Raw genomic sequence first — 18,774 nt, 5'->3', positions numbered from 1 at the left:
TTTGAGGTTAGAAAAATTATTTATTTAAGAAGTTTAATAAGAGGCTATTTAGTTCAAAAGCATGGGTTGCGTTTAAACCGTGAGGAGCCCCTTCAATTATATGATACTCATTATTAATAATGCCTTTAGCGGCCTGCTCAGCTGAAGTTTTGATAGGTACAATATTATCCGAATCACCGTGCACAATTAATGTGGGTACTGTTACATTTTTAAGTTCGGGCCTGAAATCAGTAGTGGCCCAGGCTTCAGCCGCTTTCTGTGTAGCGTTTTCAGACGCCCCTGAAGCCACAATAAAATCAGCGTCTAATCTTGCTTCACTTACATCTTTCTTCAGCATACTATAATTATAGAAATTCTTATGAAAATCCTTAAGAAATGCAAGGCGGTCTGTTTCCAAAGCATCTGTAATTTTATCCAGCTCTTCCTGAGGAACCCCATCAGGATTATCTTCTTTTTGAGGGACCAGTGGAATTATGGAGGCAATCAAAGCAACCTTCGAAATACGCTCCGTACCATAATTAGTAAGGTAACGAACCACTTCCCCTCCTCCCATTGAGAAACCCACTAAGACCACATCACTTAAATTCAGCCCGGTTATCAATGCATGGAGGTCGGAAGCCAACGTATCATAGTCATACCGGTTCCATTCTGTACCAGACCGGCCAAAACCCCTTCTATCATAGGCAATCACTCTATAGCCTGCCGCCACCAATGCCGTTACCTGCCCGTCCCAGGAGCGGTGACTTAGCGGCCACCCATGAATTAATATCACAGGTTTCCCCGCTCCATGATCTTCATAAAATATAGCTACTTCGCCTGAACTTTTTGTATTGGTTATATAAGGCATATCTTTAATTTTTACATTGCTAATGGACGCCTGAACTAGTACCAAAACCAAGCCAACTGCCTGATTTATACTTAATATTCTAAAAAACAGGGTGCACTGTGTAAAATTTGCCACACCAGGAAAAGTAGCACGCAATTTGTATAAATTATACTTTTGTGTAAATGATAATCTTATAATGTCCCTGTTGAGCGACAATAAGATGTATCCTTTATTTTTCATATTGAAAAACTATTTTTTTTGAGTAGCGTAGCACGTAAGGTTCTGAAGATTATATTGTGGGTTATTGCGAGCGTTATCATGCTTGTTATACTGGTAGCTATTTCGCTAACTATACCTGCTGTCCAGAATTTCGTAAAAGATAAAGTTGTATCCTATTTAAAAACCAAGACAGGAACCGAGATCAGCCTGGAACGGATAAGAATTAATTTTCCCACCGGCTTACAACTAGACCAATTTTATGTACAGGATCTGAAAAAAGACACTTTATTATATGCAGGTAGATTGGCTGTTCAATTGGATATGATCGGCCTGATCCGGAGTCGCATTGCTGTTAGTAATATTGAGCTGGATAATGTCAATGCCAATCTTACCAGGGTTAATCCGGATACCAGTTTTAACTACCAGTTTCTCGTAGACGCTTTTGTATCAGCTGAAAAAGAACCGGAAACGCCTAAAGACTCGACGGCGCCTCTTCAATTGAAATTAGACAAAATCACTTTTAACGATATCCGCATTAAGTTCAGGGATGATGTAGTAGGAAACGATGCCGGTGTTTCGCTAGGTAGGTTAAGTGCAAGAGTAGACAAGTTTGACCTGGAACAAATGCATTATGTGCTGGATAAGCTCGAACTAGCCAATACCCGGCTGCAGTACTTCCAGAACAAACCTTTAACTGTGCTGCAACAAAAAGCAGATGCGGCTATTGACAGCACGGAAAAAGAATCAGGAGGACGTTTACCACTGATAGAGGTGAAAAACTTTGCTTTTAGCGACATCGATTTAAAATATGACGACCGGCTCTCTGACACCAGAGCCTTTGCCTTACTAAAAACTTTCAACTTTAACGACCTGCTTATCGACCTTACACATGGCAGGTACCAAACCAGTAACGGGGAACTAAGCAACTCTGTTATTGACTTTGCATACCGGCCTACCCCATCGAATGAAGCGGCAATTGAAGAGGCAGCAGACAGTGCACAGGAATCTTCATTCAGCCTTTATCTCAACAGGATCATTCTATCTAACAATCATATTAAGTACGATAACCTCGCTGCGCCCCGAGAGAACGGAGTAATGGATTTCAACCACCTGAATATAAAAAATCTGGGTATCAGTGGTGAAAACATTGCAATTGATAGTGCAGGTATTAAAGCTACTGTTAACGGTGGTAAACTGGCCGACACCAGTGGTTTTGTATTAAATGATTTAAGAGGTAAAATAATCTATGACGACAAACAGATCAGTGTTGAAGACCTGCTGGTTAAAACGCCCCATACTTACATTGACAATAATTCGCTGGTCACTTATACGTCGCAGGATGATCTGAGTAAACATCCCGAGCGCGTGGACATGAACATCCAGTTTCGCAAATCGGTTTTAGGTTTGGCAGATGCCGCTTATTTTGTATCCTCCGTTCCGGCCACTTACCGTAATCAACAATTAAACCTGGCAGCGCTTATTAGAGGCAGGTTGAATGATATTGATATTAATCAGCTACAGTTAAGCGGGCTAAAAAACACTAATATTGATATTAAAGGAACCATTAAGGGTTTACCTAAAGTAGACAATACCCTTTTTAATATCAACATTGCAAAGTTTACCACTTCCAGATCTGACCTGAATGCATTGCTCCCCAAAGGGACCTTACCTACCAGTATTGAATTGCCTAACCAGATTGCGGCCAATGGTAAATTTGCAGGCAGCATCAGCAAATTTGCTACGAACCTGAGTGTACGTACGGATATGGGCTCGGCAAAAGTGAATGCAGCAATGGGTGGTTCTTCGAAAAACCCATCGTATAAAGCTATTGTTGAACTCAACCAGTTTAACGTAGGTCGCCTGTTGAAAAGAACCGATGTTGGAACGATAAGTCTTTTCCTGGATGTGGCAGGAACTGGAACTTCGGCTCAAACAGCTAATGCTTCCGTTAAGGGGACCATTTACAGTGCTTACTACAACAAGTATAATTACCGCGATATTCAACTGGATGGCAGATACGCCAAACAGGCATTGCAATTGCAAGCCAGCAGTCCTGATTCCAATGCTCATTTTGACATTAATACCAATGTCAATATAGCTGGTAAATATCCATCCTTAAAAGGCACGATAGATCTAAAAAATATTGACCTGCAAAAGCTAAATTTTGCTACTTCCGAATTTAAAATTGCAGGACTTACCACGCTCGATTTCCCCACAGTTGACCCCGACTACCTGAACGGAACCGCTAATGTTGCCAGCCTACAGGTAGCAATGGATGGACGTATTATCAACCTGGATACTATTTACCTTAACGCTTTATCCACGGCAACAGAAAACAACCTGACATTAATATCTGACATCGTTAATGCAGATTTAAGCGGCAAATACCAACTCACGCAAATCGGACAGGCATTTACCAATGAAATACATAAGTATTATGCTTTTGCCCCGGTGAAGAAAACCGATCCGCAGAAGATGCGATTTAATATAATGATACACAATTCTAAATTATTGAAAGAGTTTGTTCCCTCCCTGTATACATTTGCCCCTTCTTCTTTAAACGGCATTTTAGATACAGAGGCAGACAGTCTGCTCGTCAATGCCAGTTTCCCTCATATAGTATACGATAGCTTTGATGTAAAGAATACTACGCTTAACGTCAGCAATATTAACGACAGCTCGAAACTCGCCTATACCCTTGATATAAAAAGTGTGGAGAGTCCGGCAGTTAAATTATACAATTCATCTATCAATGGGGCAGCGGCCAACAATATACTTGGGGTGAACGTGTTTTTACGCGATAGTAAAAACCAGGACAAATATATGATCGGTGGAAACTTTAAAGCGGACAATCAAACCTACCAGTTTTCATTAGATCCCCAGAAACTACTGTTGAATTACGACAGATGGCAGGTAGCGCAGGATAATTTGATTCAATACGGAGAAGCCGGCATATACGTCAGAAATTTCAGTATCAGTAACAACGGGCAATCACTATCTGTTAACAGCGCTTCAACAGCGGCCAATTCTCCTGTTAAGGTGAACTTCCAAAACTTTATGCTGGAAACATTAACCCGTTATGCAGAACAGGACACTGCTTTGGTAGGGGGTACACTTAACGGAACGGTTGATGTAAAAAATATACAGGATTCTCCGGCTTTTGAAGCTGACCTTACGATCAACAAATTGCGTTACCAGAAAGATCAGTTGGGTGATGTAAAAATCCTGGCAGACAATTATACCAAAGATGCATTTAAAGTAGATGTTGCCTTAACTGGTGTACATGATGTAAAAGTAGGAGGCTATTATTATACCTCCGACAAAGGTTCGCTGGATATGACAGTTAGCATCAATCGCTTTGACCTAAAATTTATTGAAAGTCTCAGCAGCGGCCAGATAAAAAATGGCTCGGGTACGTTAACTGGACAGTTGACGGCAAAAGGACCTTTAACGGCCCCAAAAGTATTAGGCAATTTAGCATTTAAGAATGCAGGCTTAAACGTAGCACAGCTGAATTCTTATTTCAGGTTAAATGATGAAAACATTTCTTTCGTATCCAATGGCATCAGGTTTAACAACTTTACCTTGAGAGATTCTGCCAACCAGGCATTTACAGTTAATGGTTTAATTAAAACAACCAACTACCAGGATTTCGGGTTCGATCTGAAATTGCGTGCTAATAACTTTATGGCGCTCAACTCCACGTCGCAAGACAATGAGCTTTTCTATGGTAAAGTTTTTTTAACCCTGAATGCCAATGTAGGAGGCGATTTAAACAAACCTGAAGTAACGGGATCTTTAAGAATCAATAAGGACACGCGCTTTTTCTTTGCGATCCCCGACAGTGATCCGGATATCGTAAGCCAGGAGGGTGTTGTGGAATTTGTAGATATGGATGCACCGCCGAATAACGGCAGGGAAGCGTTGGACGTGGACAGCTTAACCAGATCCAAATTAAAAGGGCTAAATGTTTCGATGGACCTGATAACAGAGAAGGAAGCCGAAATTACTGTTGTAGTGGATCCTGCAAACGGCGATGCCTTGCTGGTGAAGGGCGAAGCAGAACTGAACTTAACAATGGACCCCAGCGGTAAAATAGCCATGACGGGACGCTATCTTGTTTCGGGCGGCAACTACAATCTTTCTATTGGAGGACTGGCGAAAAGAAAATTTGAATTACAACAGGGGAGCTATATACAATGGACCGGCGCACCTACGGAAGCCAATGTGGATCTTACCGCGGTATACAATGTTAATACCGCCCCTATTGATTTAATTGCGGACCAGCTGTCCGGGTTAGATCAATCCACACAAACCAGGGCCCGGCAAAAATTACCATTTATGGTTTATCTGAAGATGACAGAACAGTTGTTGAAACCTAAGATCAACTTCGAAATTGCCTTGCCTGAAAATGAAAGAAACGCTATAGATGGTATTGTAAACGCCCGGTTAATGCAGGTAAACTCCAACCCCAGCGAACTTAATAAACAGGTTTTTGCAGTATTGGCGCTAAACAGGTTTATATCCGAAAATCCTTTTGAAAGCCTTGCCGGAGGTGCGTCTCCCGAAATGCTGGCCCGCCAGAGTGTAAGCAGGTTATTAACACAGCAGCTGAACAACCTGGCTTCAGATCTTATTAAAGGAGTGGATGTGGCATTTGACCTTACTTCGCAGGATGACTTTAGTACGGGAACTCAGCAAACACGTACCGACCTGAATGTGGCGCTTTCGAAACGTCTTTTGAATGACCGGTTAACGATAACCGTAGGTAGCGATTTTGCCCTGGAGGGAGCACGCACTCAAAACAATAACGGGGCCAATATCGCCGGCAACGTAAATATCGAGTATGCGCTGTCGAGGGACGGGCGCTACAGGCTCAGGGCTTACCGGCGCAATCAGTCTACATTAGTAGTAGAGGGCCAGATCATTGAAACGGGTTTAGGCTTTGTCATGGTAGTTGATTATAACCGTTTCAACGAAATATTCAGAAGTTTTAAGAGCGAAGAAAAATTACGAAAGGAACGTGAAGCCAGAAGACAGCAGAGAGAGCAGCAACAGCAACAACCTTAATTAATCTCATGCACGTACGACGATAACAATATAAGAATGCGGATATTTTACAACATCATAACATTAACAACCATCATCCTTGGAGCAGCGTCCTGTACCGGCTTAAAAGCTCTGAAGGAAGGCCAGGTTTTATATACCGGCGCCACGGTAAAAATAAATCCCGATAGCGCTAAAAAAGTTCCCGGTGAAAAAGCATTAAAGAGCACACTGGAAGAAATGACACGCCCCGAGCCCAATAAAAAGATATTGGGGATGCGGTATAAGCTTTCCTTTTATGCACTTGCGGGGGAGCCTAAAAAGCCTAAAGGATTGCGAAACTGGATACGTACCAAACTAGGTGAACCACCTGTTTTGATGAGCGACCTGCGTTTACAAAACAACATTAACATACTACAAAGCCACCTGATCAGTAAAGGCTACCTGCAGGCTGCGGTTACCGGTGAAGCTATTGTAAAAGGACGCACAGGGCGCGCAGAATATAAGGCGATAACCAATGACCGATACACACTTAACGAAATCAAATTCCCTACAGAACCGACAGCACTCAACAATATCATCAGGCGCGGGGCGGATCAGTCTTTATTAAAGTCGGGGATCTTTTACGACATCGATGTATTCACCGCAGAAAGGGAGCGTATTGATAACGATCTGAAAGAAAAAGGCTACTTCTTTTTTAACCCCGACTTTTTATTACTACAGGTAGATAGTACCATCGGCAATAACAAAGCCAATGTGTATGTAAAAGTTAAGGACATGACCCCTATTGAAGGCCTGAAACCTTACCGGATCAACGAAATCAAAATTTATCCCAATTACAATATCAGGCGCGATTCTGCACTAAGATTATCAAAGCCGGTACTGCATAACGATTTTAAAATTTACGATCCTCAAAATACTTACAAGCCCCGGATTTTTGACAGGTTGGTTTTCTTCCAGAAAGATGAATTGTACAACCGTGCCGATCACAGCCTCAGTCTCAACCGCCTCGTAAACCTGGGTACTTTCCGTTTTGTGAAAGCCGAATTCAGACCCATAGACACACTGGAGAGTGATTTATTGGATGCTAACTTTTACCTCACCCCTCAAAAAAAGCGTTCTATGTCGTTACAGGTAACCGGTACCAGTAAATCGAACAACTTCGTGGGTTCTGAAATAAAACTGTCCAATACCAACCGTAACCTGTTTAGAGGAGCAGAGCAATTAGTTACCAGCATAGCGGGCGGATTTGAAACGCAGGTGAGTGGCGCCCGAACAAATTCCTATTCTTTAAGCGCCAGCGCCAGGCTGATCTTTCCTCGTATCATTGCCCCCATCAATTTTAAAAGTGCGAGCAATTTTGTTCCTAAAACACATATTACACTGGGCGGACAGCTTCTGAACAGGGCTCTTTATTTCACCATGTTATCCGGAAATGCTGAATTTGGTTATAATTGGAAGGGCAGCCAATTTGTAGACCATACATTCAATCCTTTTTCTGTTACTTATGTACGCACACTCAAAACAACAGATAGTCTTGAAAAGCTTTTGGTAAGAGTACCCAGTTTAAGAGGCAACTACGAGAACCAGTTTATCTTCAGCACCAACTACCGCTTCACTTACAGCGACCAGTTCCAGGATGCTAAAAGAAACAATATTTACTTCCAGGGTACCGCCGAAACAGCAGGCAACCTGGTAAATGCTTTTCTTAAAAAGAATGACCAGGGGCAAAAAACCCTGCTTAATACAGCGGTTAACCAGTTCATCAAACTGGAAGCAGACTTCCGCGATTACTATAAGATCAAACCGCAGCTCGTTTTGGCAGGGCGTGCTAATATTGGTTATGGAATTCCTTATGGCAATAGTACCGTACTCCCGTATATCCGGCAATTTTTTGCGGGAGGTAGCAATGATATCAGGGCTTTCAGAGCGAGATCGCTGGGCCCCGGTTCTTATAATTATGATATTAATCCTGACTCCAGCCAGATTTTCCCCGACCAGGGAGGTGATATAAAAATGATGGTGAATGGAGAGCTTCGCGCCAAACTGTTCAGCGTGATACATGGAGCTGTTTTTGTAGATGCCGGCAATGTGTGGACTGCTAAAGCCGATACATCGCGCATGGGTAGCCAGTTCAGGTTACGCAATGCGCTCAACGAGTTTGCTGTAGGCGGCGGTGTTGGATTGAGAGTAGATGCCAGTATTTTTGTGATCAGGTTTGACCTGGCCATGCCCTTCAGAAAACCCTGGTTACCGGCTGGCGAGCGCTGGGTTTTTAACCAGATCAATTTTGGCGACCCCACCTGGCGTAAGCAAAATCTCATCCTGAATATTGGTATCGGGTATCCGTTTTAACGAACACTTCATTATTAATCAGAACTTTAAAGAATATCTTTTTATTGAAACAGGCAGTATGGCTTTATTATTGAATATGATTATCCAATTATACTCAAAATAGTTATGCCTCATGAAAAGAGCATTCAGCAAATCAAAAAGCTTCTTTAAAAATACAGGAGACCTCCTGATCGCATCGGCCAAAGGCTTTTCCGCTGACAAAATTCCTAAACTCAGTTCTTCGCTGGCCTACTGCACTGTATTCTCTATGGCGCCCCTGCTCACAATTGTTATCGCTTCAGCAAGTCTAATTTATAAAAAAGAAATTATTGAGAATAAGATTTATGAGGAAGTCGTCAAATTAACCGATGAAAATATTGCCGCACAGGTTCAAAACATCGTAACCCAGGCCAGTTTAAGCGGCAAAACAACCATCGCCCTGATCATCGGCATTATCTCACTTATCATAGGCGCTACAGCTGTATTCCTTGAAATACAGGATAGCCTGAATACTATATGGAAAGTAAGGGCAAAACCCCGTAAAGGAATCTGGGGACTATTAACCAATCGTGTGAAATCGTTCGGACTGATTGTGTCCCTGGGTTTTTTATTGTTGGTTTCCCTGATTCTTAACAGCATCCTGGGAAGTGTGCAATCGCGTTTTCAAAACCTGATTCCTGTTGACTCCGGCTGGTTATTCTTTATACTGAATAATGTGTTAACCTTTAGCGTGATCACTTTTCTCTTCGCTGTTATATTCAAGGTACTTCCCGATGTTATTATAAAATGGAAACCCGCATTTGTAGGAGCTGCTTTCACTGCCGTATTATTTGGAATAGGAAAATTCCTGATCGACCTGTACATTACCAAGTCCAGCCCGGGCGTGGTATTTGGCGCTGCCGGCACTATTATTATCATTTTGTTATGGGTTTATTATACTTCCTTTATTTTATATTTTGGCGCAGAATTTACACAGGTATACGCGGAAAAGTACAGCGAGAGTATCAGGCCATCAAAATATGCCGTGCACGTGGAAGTAGTAACAGAAGAACAAAATGTAAGGGAGCTGCCTCCTCAGCACCCGGAGTATACCTCGGAGCAGTAAACAAATCTTACATTTACAGCACAACAATTATAATATGAATGAAAAAGAAAAAATGCTGGCGGGTAAACCCTATAAATCGTTCGAGCCTCAACTGTTTGAAGAACGGCAACGGGCTAAAGATCTGAATTACCAGATCAACCAGCTGCACCCCTTTAAATTAGAAGAACGTAACGAACTCTTCAAAAAATTATTGGGCTCCACCGGTACCCAATTTCATATAGAACCGCCTTTTTATTGCGATTATGGCTACAATATTACCATTGGCGAAAACTTCTACTCCAACTACAACTGTATTATACTGGACTGCGCACCCGTAACTATTGGTGACAATGTATTGCTGGCACCTAACGTGGCTATTTACACCGCAGGCCACCCTATTCATTACGAACCCCGTAACGAAGCATACGAATACGCATTTCCAGTGACTATTGGTAATAATGTATGGATTGGAGGGAATACAGTTATTAACCCAGGTATCACCATTGGCGACAATACCGTTATCGGATCGGGAAGCGTAGTAACAAAAGATATTCCTGCCAATGTCATTGCTGTGGGTAGCCCCTGCAAGCTGATACGAAGTATTACAGATGAAGACCAGCAATATTATTTCAGAAATTTAAAATTTTAATCACCCCTAAACGCTTTCCCATGAAAATCAGGTCCCTGTTTATCCTCATTGTTGTTTGCGCCGGGTATATACACAGCTTTGCCCAGGACTACAAGAAAACCGCCGAGCAACAGTTCATGCAGTATACCAATCTAATTATTAAAAAAGACTTTAGGACGGCTGCCGGTTTCATTATTGAAGACTTCTATTCGATCATTCCCAGGGAGCAAATGATAAAGGCAATGGAAACCGTTTTTAATATGCCCGAATTTGATTACCAGATCGACTCTGCTAAAGTATTAAAGGTTGGAGATGCGAGGTTAATCGATAGCGCTCATTTCCTGAAATTGCAATACTCTAATATACTTCGCATGAAGTTTGGCGGCGACTCCACTTTGCCTGATTCTACAGCTGCGGAAAATGAGTTCCTGACCTTAACAATGCAGTCGAAATTTGGCGAGCCCAATGTTACTTATGATAAGGCATCAGGCTACTACACTATCCTTTCTATGAAAGATGTGATTGCCAAATCGAAAAATCTTACCGACTGGAAGTTCATTGTAATGGAGGAAGACAAGATGCCTTTTTTAAAAAAGATCCTTCCTAAAGAACTGCTTGAATAATTTTTCCGATATTTCCGGAAAGAAATGAACAAATGATTGTTGAAGCGCATCCAAACGACGCACCTGCCGGGAAAAAAAAGTTTTACCAGGTACTATACATACAGGTTTTAATAGCCATTACTATAGGCGCACTACTAGGCTATTTTAAACCCTCTCTCGCCGAGCAGATGAAGCCGCTGGGAGATGGTTTTATCTCCCTGATCAAAATGATCATCGCCCCGGTCATATTCGTCACCATCACCGTGGGCATCGCCTCTATGAACGACATGAAAAAAGTGGGCCGCGTAGCGGGCAAAGCCTTTTTGTATTTCATTACTTTTTCTACACTGGCGCTTATCATAGGTCTCATTGTTAGCAACATCGTTCAGCCCGGCAAAGGGCTTAATATTGATCCCACTACCCTACAGGCTTCTTCCATTGAACAATATGTAAATAAAGCGCACGATAACTCACTGATCAAATTCATATTCGATATTATTCCGAAAACTTTGGTAAGCCCGCTTACCGGTGACAACATTTTACAGGTATTACTGATCGCTATTTTGTTCGGCATCGGGATATCAACCACCATGCCCAATAGTAAGCCTGTACTTGACTTTATGGAAGCCCTGGCTTATCCCATTTTTAAAGTAGTTGCTATTTTGATGAAACTGGCGCCCATCGGCGCTTTTGGCGCTATCGCTTTCACCATTGGCAAATACGGCATCTCTTCCATCGGCAATTTGCTGGCACTGGTAGTTACATTTTATGCAACATCCTTATTATTTGTGATTGTAATCCTGGGAGCGGTAGCCAGGTACAATGGCTTTTCCATTTTTCGCTTTCTGAAATATATAAAAGATGAATTACTACTGGTGCTTGGCACCAGCTCTTCTGAAGCTGCCCTGCCCAGCCTGATGCAGAAAATGGAAAAGGCCGGTTGTGCCAAACCTATAGTGGGACTGGTAGTCCCTACAGGTTATTCTTTCAATCTTGATGGCACTAATATCTACATGACTTTGGCAGCGCTGTTCATAGCACAGGCCTGCAATATTGATCTGCCTTTAGAAAGCCAGATCGTGCTGCTATTAGTAGCTATGTTAAGCTCCAAAGGTGCAGCGGGCGTAAGTGGTGCAGGCTTTATTACTTTAGCCGCCACGCTGGCAGTAGTTCCCGAAGTGCCCATAGCGGGTATGACCTTAATACTGGGAATTGACCGTTTTATGAGTGAATGCCGGGCGTTAACTAATATGGTAGGCAATGCAGTAGCCACGGTAGTGATAGCACGCTGGGAAAAGCAGTTAGATAAAGAACAACTGAATAAAGTGCTGAATATAAAGCCCGGTGTTCAATGATCTTGAATGTGGCAATATTTAAACCGCATGCATTCAGTATTCCCGCGCTTGATCCGGCGTCGGGGCATCTAGTAACCTAACATCCAGTATCCAATAGCCAGCAACTAAATCTCTGACATATAAACAAACATACAATGAAATCGAGCCACGAAATAGATTATGAAATTTTTGGGGAAGAAATGCAATATGTAAGCATTGAGCTAGACCCCAATGAAACCGCCATTGCAGAAGCAGGCAGTTTTATGATGATGGATCATGGGGTGGAAATGGCTACTATTTTTGGGGATGGCAGCCAGTCCGGCCAGGGCAGCGGCATATTAGGCAAACTAATGAGCGCCGGCAAACGGCTTCTTACAGGAGAAAGCCTGTTCATGACAGCTTATACCAATATAGCCAACGGCAAAAAGAAAGTGGCATTTGCCTCTCCTTATCCCGGCAAAATCATCCCGGTAGACCTTTCGGAATATGGTGGCAAAGTTGTTTGCCAAAAAGATGCTTTTTTGTGTGCGGCCAAAGGCGTTTCAGTGGGCATTGAATTTCAGCGCAGGTTGGGTACAGGGCTTTTTGGTGGGGAAGGTTTTATCATGCAGAAACTGGAGGGCGATGGCATGAGCTTTATACATGCAGGTGGACATGTTTTTCATCGTGACCTGCAACCGGGAGACCTATTGCGTGTTGATACCGGCTGCCTGGTAGGTTTCACTCAAAACATACGCTACGATATAGAAATGGTGCGCGGCATCCGCAATAAGATATTTGGTGGTGAAGGATTCTTTTTTGCAACCTTAGCTGGTCCCGGCCGTGTTTGGATACAGACATTGCCGGTAAGCCGACTGGCCTCACGCATTTTGTCCTTTGCAACTACCAGCCGCAAGGAAGAAGGAAGTATTTTAGGCGGTTTAGGAAATCTGCTCGATGGTGACGGGCGCTAATAAAGCTGGCGACCGTGAAAAAGGCAGACTGCAATCGCGACGCAGGCCTGCTTAACAAATCACTATTAAAGGCGGAGCAATTAAATACAGTGCTGCGTGAAAAATCAGACGTCTGATAAAAAAGAACAATTATTATGGCTCATAGCTGAATTCCATTTCCTTAACAAACAGTTTTAAAACACCTGCAATGTTCGACCGTTTATTTTCGATGTTGGATGCCGTAAACCCTTTATCCCATGAGCTCCGGGAACATTTAAAGTCGATACTGGTGGCCAGGAATATAAAGAGAAAGGAAGCGCTTTTGCATCAGGGACAGGTTTGTGAATATATCTATTTTGTAAATGACGGATTGTTGCGATGCTACTATGAGAAACATGATAGCCAGATCACATCATGGTTTATGAAGGAAAACGATGTGATCATTTCTGTAAAAAGCTTTTACACGCAAACGCCTAGTGTAGAAAACATTGTTGCACTGGAAAATACAACTGTATTGGGAATTCATTATAAAGACTTGCATCAGATATATGTTCAGTTTCCTGAATTCAATATCACTGGCAGAATATTAACCACCCAATATTATATTCAAAGCGAAGAAAGGCTTTATTCCCTTCGCAAGGAAAGAGCAAAAGACCGTTACCTGTCGCTGTTACAAACTCAACCGGAAATACTCAACCGGGTTCCATTAAAGCATGTGGCTTCTTACTTGGGAATCAGTCTCGAAACTTTAAGCCGTATCCGCTCTGAACGATAACGATACAACTGAACTACACAGATCAATATGCTGTAAAAGCTTGCCGTCACCAGTCTGTTGCAACATCGCAAACAAAAGCTTACTGGCTTAAAACTTTGATAAATATCAAAGTTTTGAATATATAACCAGATATAGATTTGCTTTAAAATGCCGGATCATGAAACAATACAAGGCTACTTTAATATCGATGAGTGGTGTAAGGGTCTACAATCCAAAACTTCTTGAGCTGGGCCTGACGCTGCCCGGCTTCGTGGAAAGAAGCCAGGTAATAGCCAGCCTACCTAGTCTGGGGCTACTGACGCTGGCATCGCATACGCCTGACAACTGGAAAATAGCTTATAAAGAATTAGACCATTACACGGAGCAAGATATCCAGCACATTATTGATGAACAGCCCGACATTATTGCTTTTTCCGCTTTGACAGCAAGGATCAATGAAACATACGCTTTAGCTACGAAATTCAGGCAATGGGGAATTAGGATTATCATGGGCGGCTTACACGTTACGGCTATGCCTGCAGAAGCCATGCAATTTGCAGATAGTGTGATCCAGGGTGAAGGTGAGTTAGCATGGCCCTCGCTTCTCCGCGATTTCGAAAAAGGGAAATTACAACCTCACTACAGCTCCCTTTCCCATAGCGGCTTAAATTTTAACCTACACCAGGCTAAAATACCTCGCTATGACTTACTCGACATTTCAAAGTATAACAGGCTAACACTTCAAACAACAAGGGGCTGCCCGCTGCACTGTCATTTCTGCGCAGCATCCCGTACAATAAGCTCTTATAAAAAAAAGCCCCTCGAATTAATTAGAAAAGAACTGGATAAAATATTTGGACTCTGGAACAGACCGTTCATTGAGCTTGCTGATGATAATACCTTCGTTGATAAAATATGGTCGAAGCAATTGCTGGATCTTTTTTCGAAATACCCTATGAAATGGTTTACCGAAACAGATATTTCAGTTGCCCATGATGACGAATTACTGGAAAAACTGGCCAGGGCCAACTGCAGCCAGATCTTAATAGGCTTTGAAACCACCACCGCAAATGGGTTGAAAAACCTGGATAAGGCTAACTGGAAATACAAACAATTTGATCACTATTTTAAAGCAATCGAAAAGATCCAGTCCTACGGGATATCGGTCAATGGGTGTTTTATATTAGGTTTTGACACAGACACAGTGGAAACCTTTACTACAACCGAGCAGTTCATTAAACAAAGCAACTTAACAGAAGTTCAGGTAACCATGTTAACGCCTTTTCCCAATACAGCTTTATACTATCAGTTAAAAAGCCAGAACAGGCTATTGCAAGAAAACTATTGGGACAAGTGTACGCTATTTGATGCCACCTTTCATCCGCGAAATTTTACAGTGCAGGAGTTTGAAGGCTTGTTTCAAAACCTGATGGCCCGGATCTACACTGAAGAAAACAAGAAAGAACGAAAATCACATTTCAAAGCAGTTTTAAAAGAAAAATCAAACACCATCAACACATGAGTATAATCAATTATATTCTGCAGCTGCTTAGTTTTCGGTTAAGCAGAGCAGATATGCTGAAATTAAACAACCAACACCTGATCGCCGGCATTTTCGGCACCTGGGTGGTGGGTATGGGACGGTACTGGGACGATACGCAGGCAGGCTTATTGCAGCACCTGGGTTTAGGCTCTATCATTTATATTTTTCTACTGGCCGGCTTTATATGGCTGATTATTTTACCATTCAAAATTGAAAACTGGAGCTATAGAATTGTACTAACCTTTATAGCACTAACGTCATTCCCTGCCCTCTTTTATGCGATCCCTGTAGAACGCTTTTATTCAATTACAACAGCCAACAGAATCAATGTTTGGTTTCTGGCCATAGTAGCCTTATGGAGACTCTGCCTACTCTACTATTTTATAAAACATTATACAAAGCTTTCACCGGGCAATATTGCAACTGTTACATTTATGCCTATTTGCCTCATTATATCAGTACTAACAATGCTCAATTTACATAATGTTGTCTTTGAAGTGATGGGCGGCATCAGAGATCCGTCGCCACACGACAGCTCTTACCTGATCCTGATGCTACTAACCGGGCTCTCTATGATATTAGCTATTCCACTGCTTCTGGCTTACTGCATCGGAATTTATAAGAGCCGGAGAAAAAATAGCGCTTCGTAGGTGTTAATTTCAATAGCAGATAAAATACCACTGATCGTACTCAGTTCACGTTATAATATCGTCTGCAAAGTAAACCAGTTAAAATAGTTATGAGATCTGGTTAAAAAAGGGACTATTCATCCTGCGACGAATAGTCCCTTTTAAAATCTGTTGACGGAATAATTACTATTCAGTGCTATCGGCTGCAGGCGTTTTACCCGCAAATACATCGCTCAAAACCTCGTGTAGTCTTTCATCGCGCAAATTAGATGCAATGATTTTCCCTTCCTTGTCAAGCAGGTAGTTTTGAGGAACTGCCCGCACCCCATACCTCAGGGCAATTTCATTACTCCATCCTTTTAAATCGGAAACATGTACCCAGGGCAGGTCATCCTTATGTATTGCCGCAATCCATGCATCCCGGGTATCTTTATCATCTAACGAAACGCCGATCACTGCAAGCTTATCTTTATACTTATCGTACGCTTTTTTAAGATTCGGGTTTTCGGCACGGCAGGGCTTACACCAACTGGCCCAGAAGTCAACCAGTACATACTGCCCCCTGTAATCGGCCAGATGAACCATTTTCCCACTGGTATCTGCCTGTGAAAAAACAGGCGCTATATTTCCTATTTTAATGGTTTTCTCAGCTAGTATCCGGGTGTCCAGTGCCTTGCCACCCCTCAGGCTGCGTACTTCATCAGTCAAGGCTAAAAAGATAGGTTCCAGCGAGCTGAGGGGATGCTTATTGGCGGCATCTGTAAGAGCATCGATCGAAAAAATGGACCCGGGATTGCGTTTAGCAAATTCGATTTCTTTCAGCCGGCGATCTTCGAACTTTTGTTCAAAAGAATCGTAAACAGCTTTTGCCCTTTCGTTAGCGTCCGGCGCATTTTGAGGAATGGCAGCCATGGTGGCCTGCGCTGCTCCTATCAGCACCATAAAATCGCCTCCGATTTCTTTGATATACGACTGGAACGCTGCCTGTGTAGGCGATCCGGTAATCCGGGCCGATTGTACAGAATCTTTAATCTCGATCTTGTAGTTTTCATTAGCCAGGTAAAAAAACAAACGATCTCCAACATTGGCAATCCAGTATTTACCCTGGTTCTTGTGATCCAGTATCAGCCGCGAGTAGGCAGGCTCATCCACAGCACCTTCAAAGGAAAATTTACCGTTCTTAATTATTGCTGAATCGGCAACACTACCCGATTCAATCTGGTAATCGAGATATACTTTGGCACCTTCCTTACCGGCAGGAGCGGTACCCTCTAATTTAAAAGCTTTTTTTTGGGCGGTAGCACTGAGTGTCAGTACCATCGCTACAAGCGTGATCTTTATTGACTTCATTATAAACTTTTTTATTCTGGTGATTGATTAATTTCTTCTTTGTATATCTATAGGGGATCCGGGGATACCATCTACCCGGCTGACCAGGTCGCCGTAATTGCCAACGCTGATGTTTAAATAAGCGAGGCTATTGGCCGTTCCTACGATCAGTTGGTTTTCATCATCGGATAGCTTCAGCATGGTTACATCGCTATTGAAAGTTGTATTTAAGGCCCTCACCTCTTGGTTAAGCGGATTGTAACGGTAAATGGTCGCTCCTGAAGCTATATAAATAGCGCCGCTCCTGGTGGCTATTAGCCTGGTTTTAGTATTAAACAATTCCTGCCTTATAAAAGGTCGCTTATGACGTGCCGTAAAGGTGAAGGGGCCGTTAAAATTAACGTTAAACATCAGTTCCTGCATTACACCGGCATTATCCCTGCAATAGGCATAAGTATCCGAACTGTTGATCTGTACCATTTCAGTCAGATCCATTCCAACACCCGTAGGATCAAAGATAGTACGGTTCTCTACACTGTAATCGGTGCCAAAATAGGTGGGAACACCGTAGGAATTGATGCGTATGAATTGCTTCTTATTTTTTTCAAAAGCAATATAAGTAATATCATTATTGATTCTGGTCATTATAAAATGTGGATCGAGCTCATATTCCCCATTGGCAAAACCTCCGAACATTCCATATGTCGGCGACTGATCCCAGGTAGTGGTTGCACCTCCGTAAAATTTGCCGTTGATCACCCCCACCATTACTCCCTGTGGACTTTTTTGCAAAGAACCGACCTCGATTCCAGAAGGCGGTGTAAAAAAATTATCCTTTAAAGTATTCGGATTGATCGCATCTTCCATCAATGTACTTACGTTTAAACGAACACCTCCGTTTTTTGTAATGATCCAGTAGCCGAGGGGCGTATTACCCGTAAAATGGTTGGTCAGGTAAAACAAATGCAAAGGATCATCAGGCAGGGTCTTGTTATTAATAGCTTCGTACACCCTGGGTTGTACCGTACCATCTGGTTTTACAAAAGAAAACTGCGTCGTTCCGTTTTCCACACTCAATACCGTGGTGCCCCTGGTAAATTCCGTTACGCCTTGTATCTGAAACCAATGAAAATACTTCATCCCGTTAGTCTTATTATGCACTATAAGCCTGGTTCGATACCTGAGCGACTGCAGGCCAAAAACAGTGCGTAGTGACGGGCCTCTGAAGCGGTATAAAGTATCGCTGATCGCTTCAGGTACCATAATCCGCCATTCCAATTCAATATCTGCACCGGCCGGCGCCGTTATACGTGGTTCAATAATAAGGCTGTCACCCACATAAGCGGTGTATACCGTATCCAGGTTGGCAATAACCGGTTCCACCGGAAGTGTGATATCGTAATTACCTTTATCCTTAAAGCAGGAAACCAGTAGCACACTGCAAACCATCAACAAAAAGCTGTATTGTCTGATCATTGTTTTGTGTTTAACTTTCATTCATATTATTTAACCAA

Annotated in this window: 13 protein-coding genes; 10 read left to right on the top strand and 3 right to left on the bottom strand. The window is 42.5% G+C overall.

What is annotated here, in order from left to right:
• Positions 1-16 precede the first annotated feature (16 nt).
• On the bottom strand, positions 17-847 hold the full coding sequence (locus tag U0035_RS17740) for an alpha/beta fold hydrolase (RefSeq protein WP_114791766.1): 831 nt from the start codon (positions 845-847) through the stop codon (positions 17-19).
• 237 nt (positions 848-1,084) lie between these two features.
• Here U0035_RS17740 and U0035_RS17735 point away from each other — a divergent pair, with 237 nt between their 5' ends.
• The 10 genes from U0035_RS17735 (at position 1,085) to U0035_RS17690 (ending at position 15,952) form a co-directional block, all read left to right on the top strand.
• Positions 1,085-6,115, top strand: coding sequence for a translocation/assembly module TamB domain-containing protein (locus U0035_RS17735; RefSeq protein ID WP_245957759.1), 5,031 nt, complete (start codon positions 1,085-1,087; stop codon positions 6,113-6,115).
• A gap of 36 nt (positions 6,116-6,151) precedes the next feature.
• On the top strand, positions 6,152-8,446 hold the full coding sequence (tamL, locus tag U0035_RS17730; protein WP_114791700.1) for a translocation and assembly module lipoprotein TamL: 2,295 nt from the start codon (positions 6,152-6,154) through the stop codon (positions 8,444-8,446).
• A gap of 112 nt (positions 8,447-8,558) precedes the next feature.
• Positions 8,559-9,530: a YihY/virulence factor BrkB family protein gene (locus U0035_RS17725; protein WP_114791701.1), complete on the top strand. Its 972-nt coding sequence runs from the start codon at positions 8,559-8,561 to the stop codon at positions 9,528-9,530.
• A 34-nt stretch (positions 9,531-9,564) separates the two neighbouring features.
• Complete coding sequence (locus U0035_RS17720; RefSeq protein ID WP_114791702.1) at positions 9,565-10,158, top strand: sugar O-acetyltransferase; 594 nt, start codon at positions 9,565-9,567, stop codon at positions 10,156-10,158.
• A 20-nt stretch (positions 10,159-10,178) separates the two neighbouring features.
• Positions 10,179-10,760 carry a hypothetical protein gene (locus U0035_RS17715; RefSeq protein ID WP_114791703.1) on the top strand — a complete coding sequence of 194 codons (582 nt, stop codon included), beginning with the start codon at positions 10,179-10,181 and terminating at the stop codon, positions 10,758-10,760.
• Positions 10,761-10,792: 32 nt separating this feature from the next.
• Positions 10,793-12,094, top strand: a complete 1,302-nt coding sequence (locus U0035_RS17710) for a dicarboxylate/amino acid:cation symporter (RefSeq protein ID WP_114791704.1) — start codon at positions 10,793-10,795, stop codon at positions 12,092-12,094.
• Between the two features lie 134 nt (positions 12,095-12,228).
• On the top strand, positions 12,229-13,026 hold the full coding sequence (locus U0035_RS17705) for an AIM24 family protein (protein ID WP_114791705.1): 798 nt from the start codon (positions 12,229-12,231) through the stop codon (positions 13,024-13,026).
• Positions 13,027-13,213: 187 nt separating this feature from the next.
• Positions 13,214-13,780: a Crp/Fnr family transcriptional regulator gene (locus U0035_RS17700; protein WP_114791706.1), complete on the top strand. Its 567-nt coding sequence runs from the start codon at positions 13,214-13,216 to the stop codon at positions 13,778-13,780.
• A 157-nt stretch (positions 13,781-13,937) separates the two neighbouring features.
• Positions 13,938-15,281, top strand: coding sequence for a B12-binding domain-containing radical SAM protein (locus tag U0035_RS17695; RefSeq protein WP_114791707.1), 1,344 nt, complete (start codon positions 13,938-13,940; stop codon positions 15,279-15,281).
• Between the two features lie 53 nt (positions 15,282-15,334).
• Positions 15,335-15,952 carry a YIP1 family protein gene (locus U0035_RS17690; protein ID WP_211316472.1) on the top strand — a complete coding sequence of 206 codons (618 nt, stop codon included), beginning with the start codon at positions 15,335-15,337 and terminating at the stop codon, positions 15,950-15,952.
• A 165-nt stretch (positions 15,953-16,117) separates the two neighbouring features.
• Here the strand turns inward: U0035_RS17690 and U0035_RS17685 are convergent, their stop codons facing one another.
• A complete protein-coding gene (locus U0035_RS17685; RefSeq protein WP_114791709.1) occupies positions 16,118-17,281 on the bottom strand; it encodes a TlpA disulfide reductase family protein in 1,164 nt (387 codons plus the stop codon).
• Positions 17,282-17,308: 27 nt separating this feature from the next.
• Positions 17,309-18,736, bottom strand: a complete 1,428-nt coding sequence (locus tag U0035_RS17680) for a PKD-like family lipoprotein (RefSeq protein ID WP_162817925.1) — start codon at positions 18,734-18,736, stop codon at positions 17,309-17,311.
• Positions 18,737-18,774 lie beyond the last annotated feature (38 nt).

Origin of the sequence: Niabella yanshanensis (assembly GCF_034424215.1) — a bacterium.
In the GTDB taxonomy this organism is placed as follows: Bacteria; Bacteroidota; Bacteroidia; order Chitinophagales; family Chitinophagaceae; genus Niabella; species Niabella yanshanensis.
This window is presented reverse-complemented; position numbering and strand designations above follow the sequence as displayed.

Coding starts and splice junctions, on each gene's coding strand:
- U0035_RS17685 (WP_114791709.1), bottom strand. CDS start 17,281: ATGAAGTCAATAAAGATCACGCTTGTAGCGATGGTACTGACACTCAGT.
- U0035_RS17725 (WP_114791701.1), top strand. CDS start 8,559: ATGAAAAGAGCATTCAGCAAATCAAAAAGCTTCTTTAAAAATACAGGA.
- U0035_RS17700 (WP_114791706.1), top strand. CDS start 13,214: ATGTTCGACCGTTTATTTTCGATGTTGGATGCCGTAAACCCTTTATCC.
- U0035_RS17690 (WP_211316472.1), top strand. CDS start 15,335: ATGCTGAAATTAAACAACCAACACCTGATCGCCGGCATTTTCGGCACC.
- U0035_RS17740 (WP_114791766.1), bottom strand. CDS start 847: ATGCCTTATATAACCAATACAAAAAGTTCAGGCGAAGTAGCTATATTT.
- U0035_RS17720 (WP_114791702.1), top strand. CDS start 9,565: ATGAATGAAAAAGAAAAAATGCTGGCGGGTAAACCCTATAAATCGTTC.
- U0035_RS17695 (WP_114791707.1), top strand. CDS start 13,938: ATGAAACAATACAAGGCTACTTTAATATCGATGAGTGGTGTAAGGGTC.
- U0035_RS17705 (WP_114791705.1), top strand. CDS start 12,229: ATGAAATCGAGCCACGAAATAGATTATGAAATTTTTGGGGAAGAAATG.
- U0035_RS17710 (WP_114791704.1), top strand. CDS start 10,793: ATGATTGTTGAAGCGCATCCAAACGACGCACCTGCCGGGAAAAAAAAG.
- U0035_RS17680 (WP_162817925.1), bottom strand. CDS start 18,736: ATGATCAGACAATACAGCTTTTTGTTGATGGTTTGCAGTGTGCTACTG.
- U0035_RS17715 (WP_114791703.1), top strand. CDS start 10,179: ATGAAAATCAGGTCCCTGTTTATCCTCATTGTTGTTTGCGCCGGGTAT.
- tamL (WP_114791700.1), top strand. CDS start 6,152: ATGCGGATATTTTACAACATCATAACATTAACAACCATCATCCTTGGA.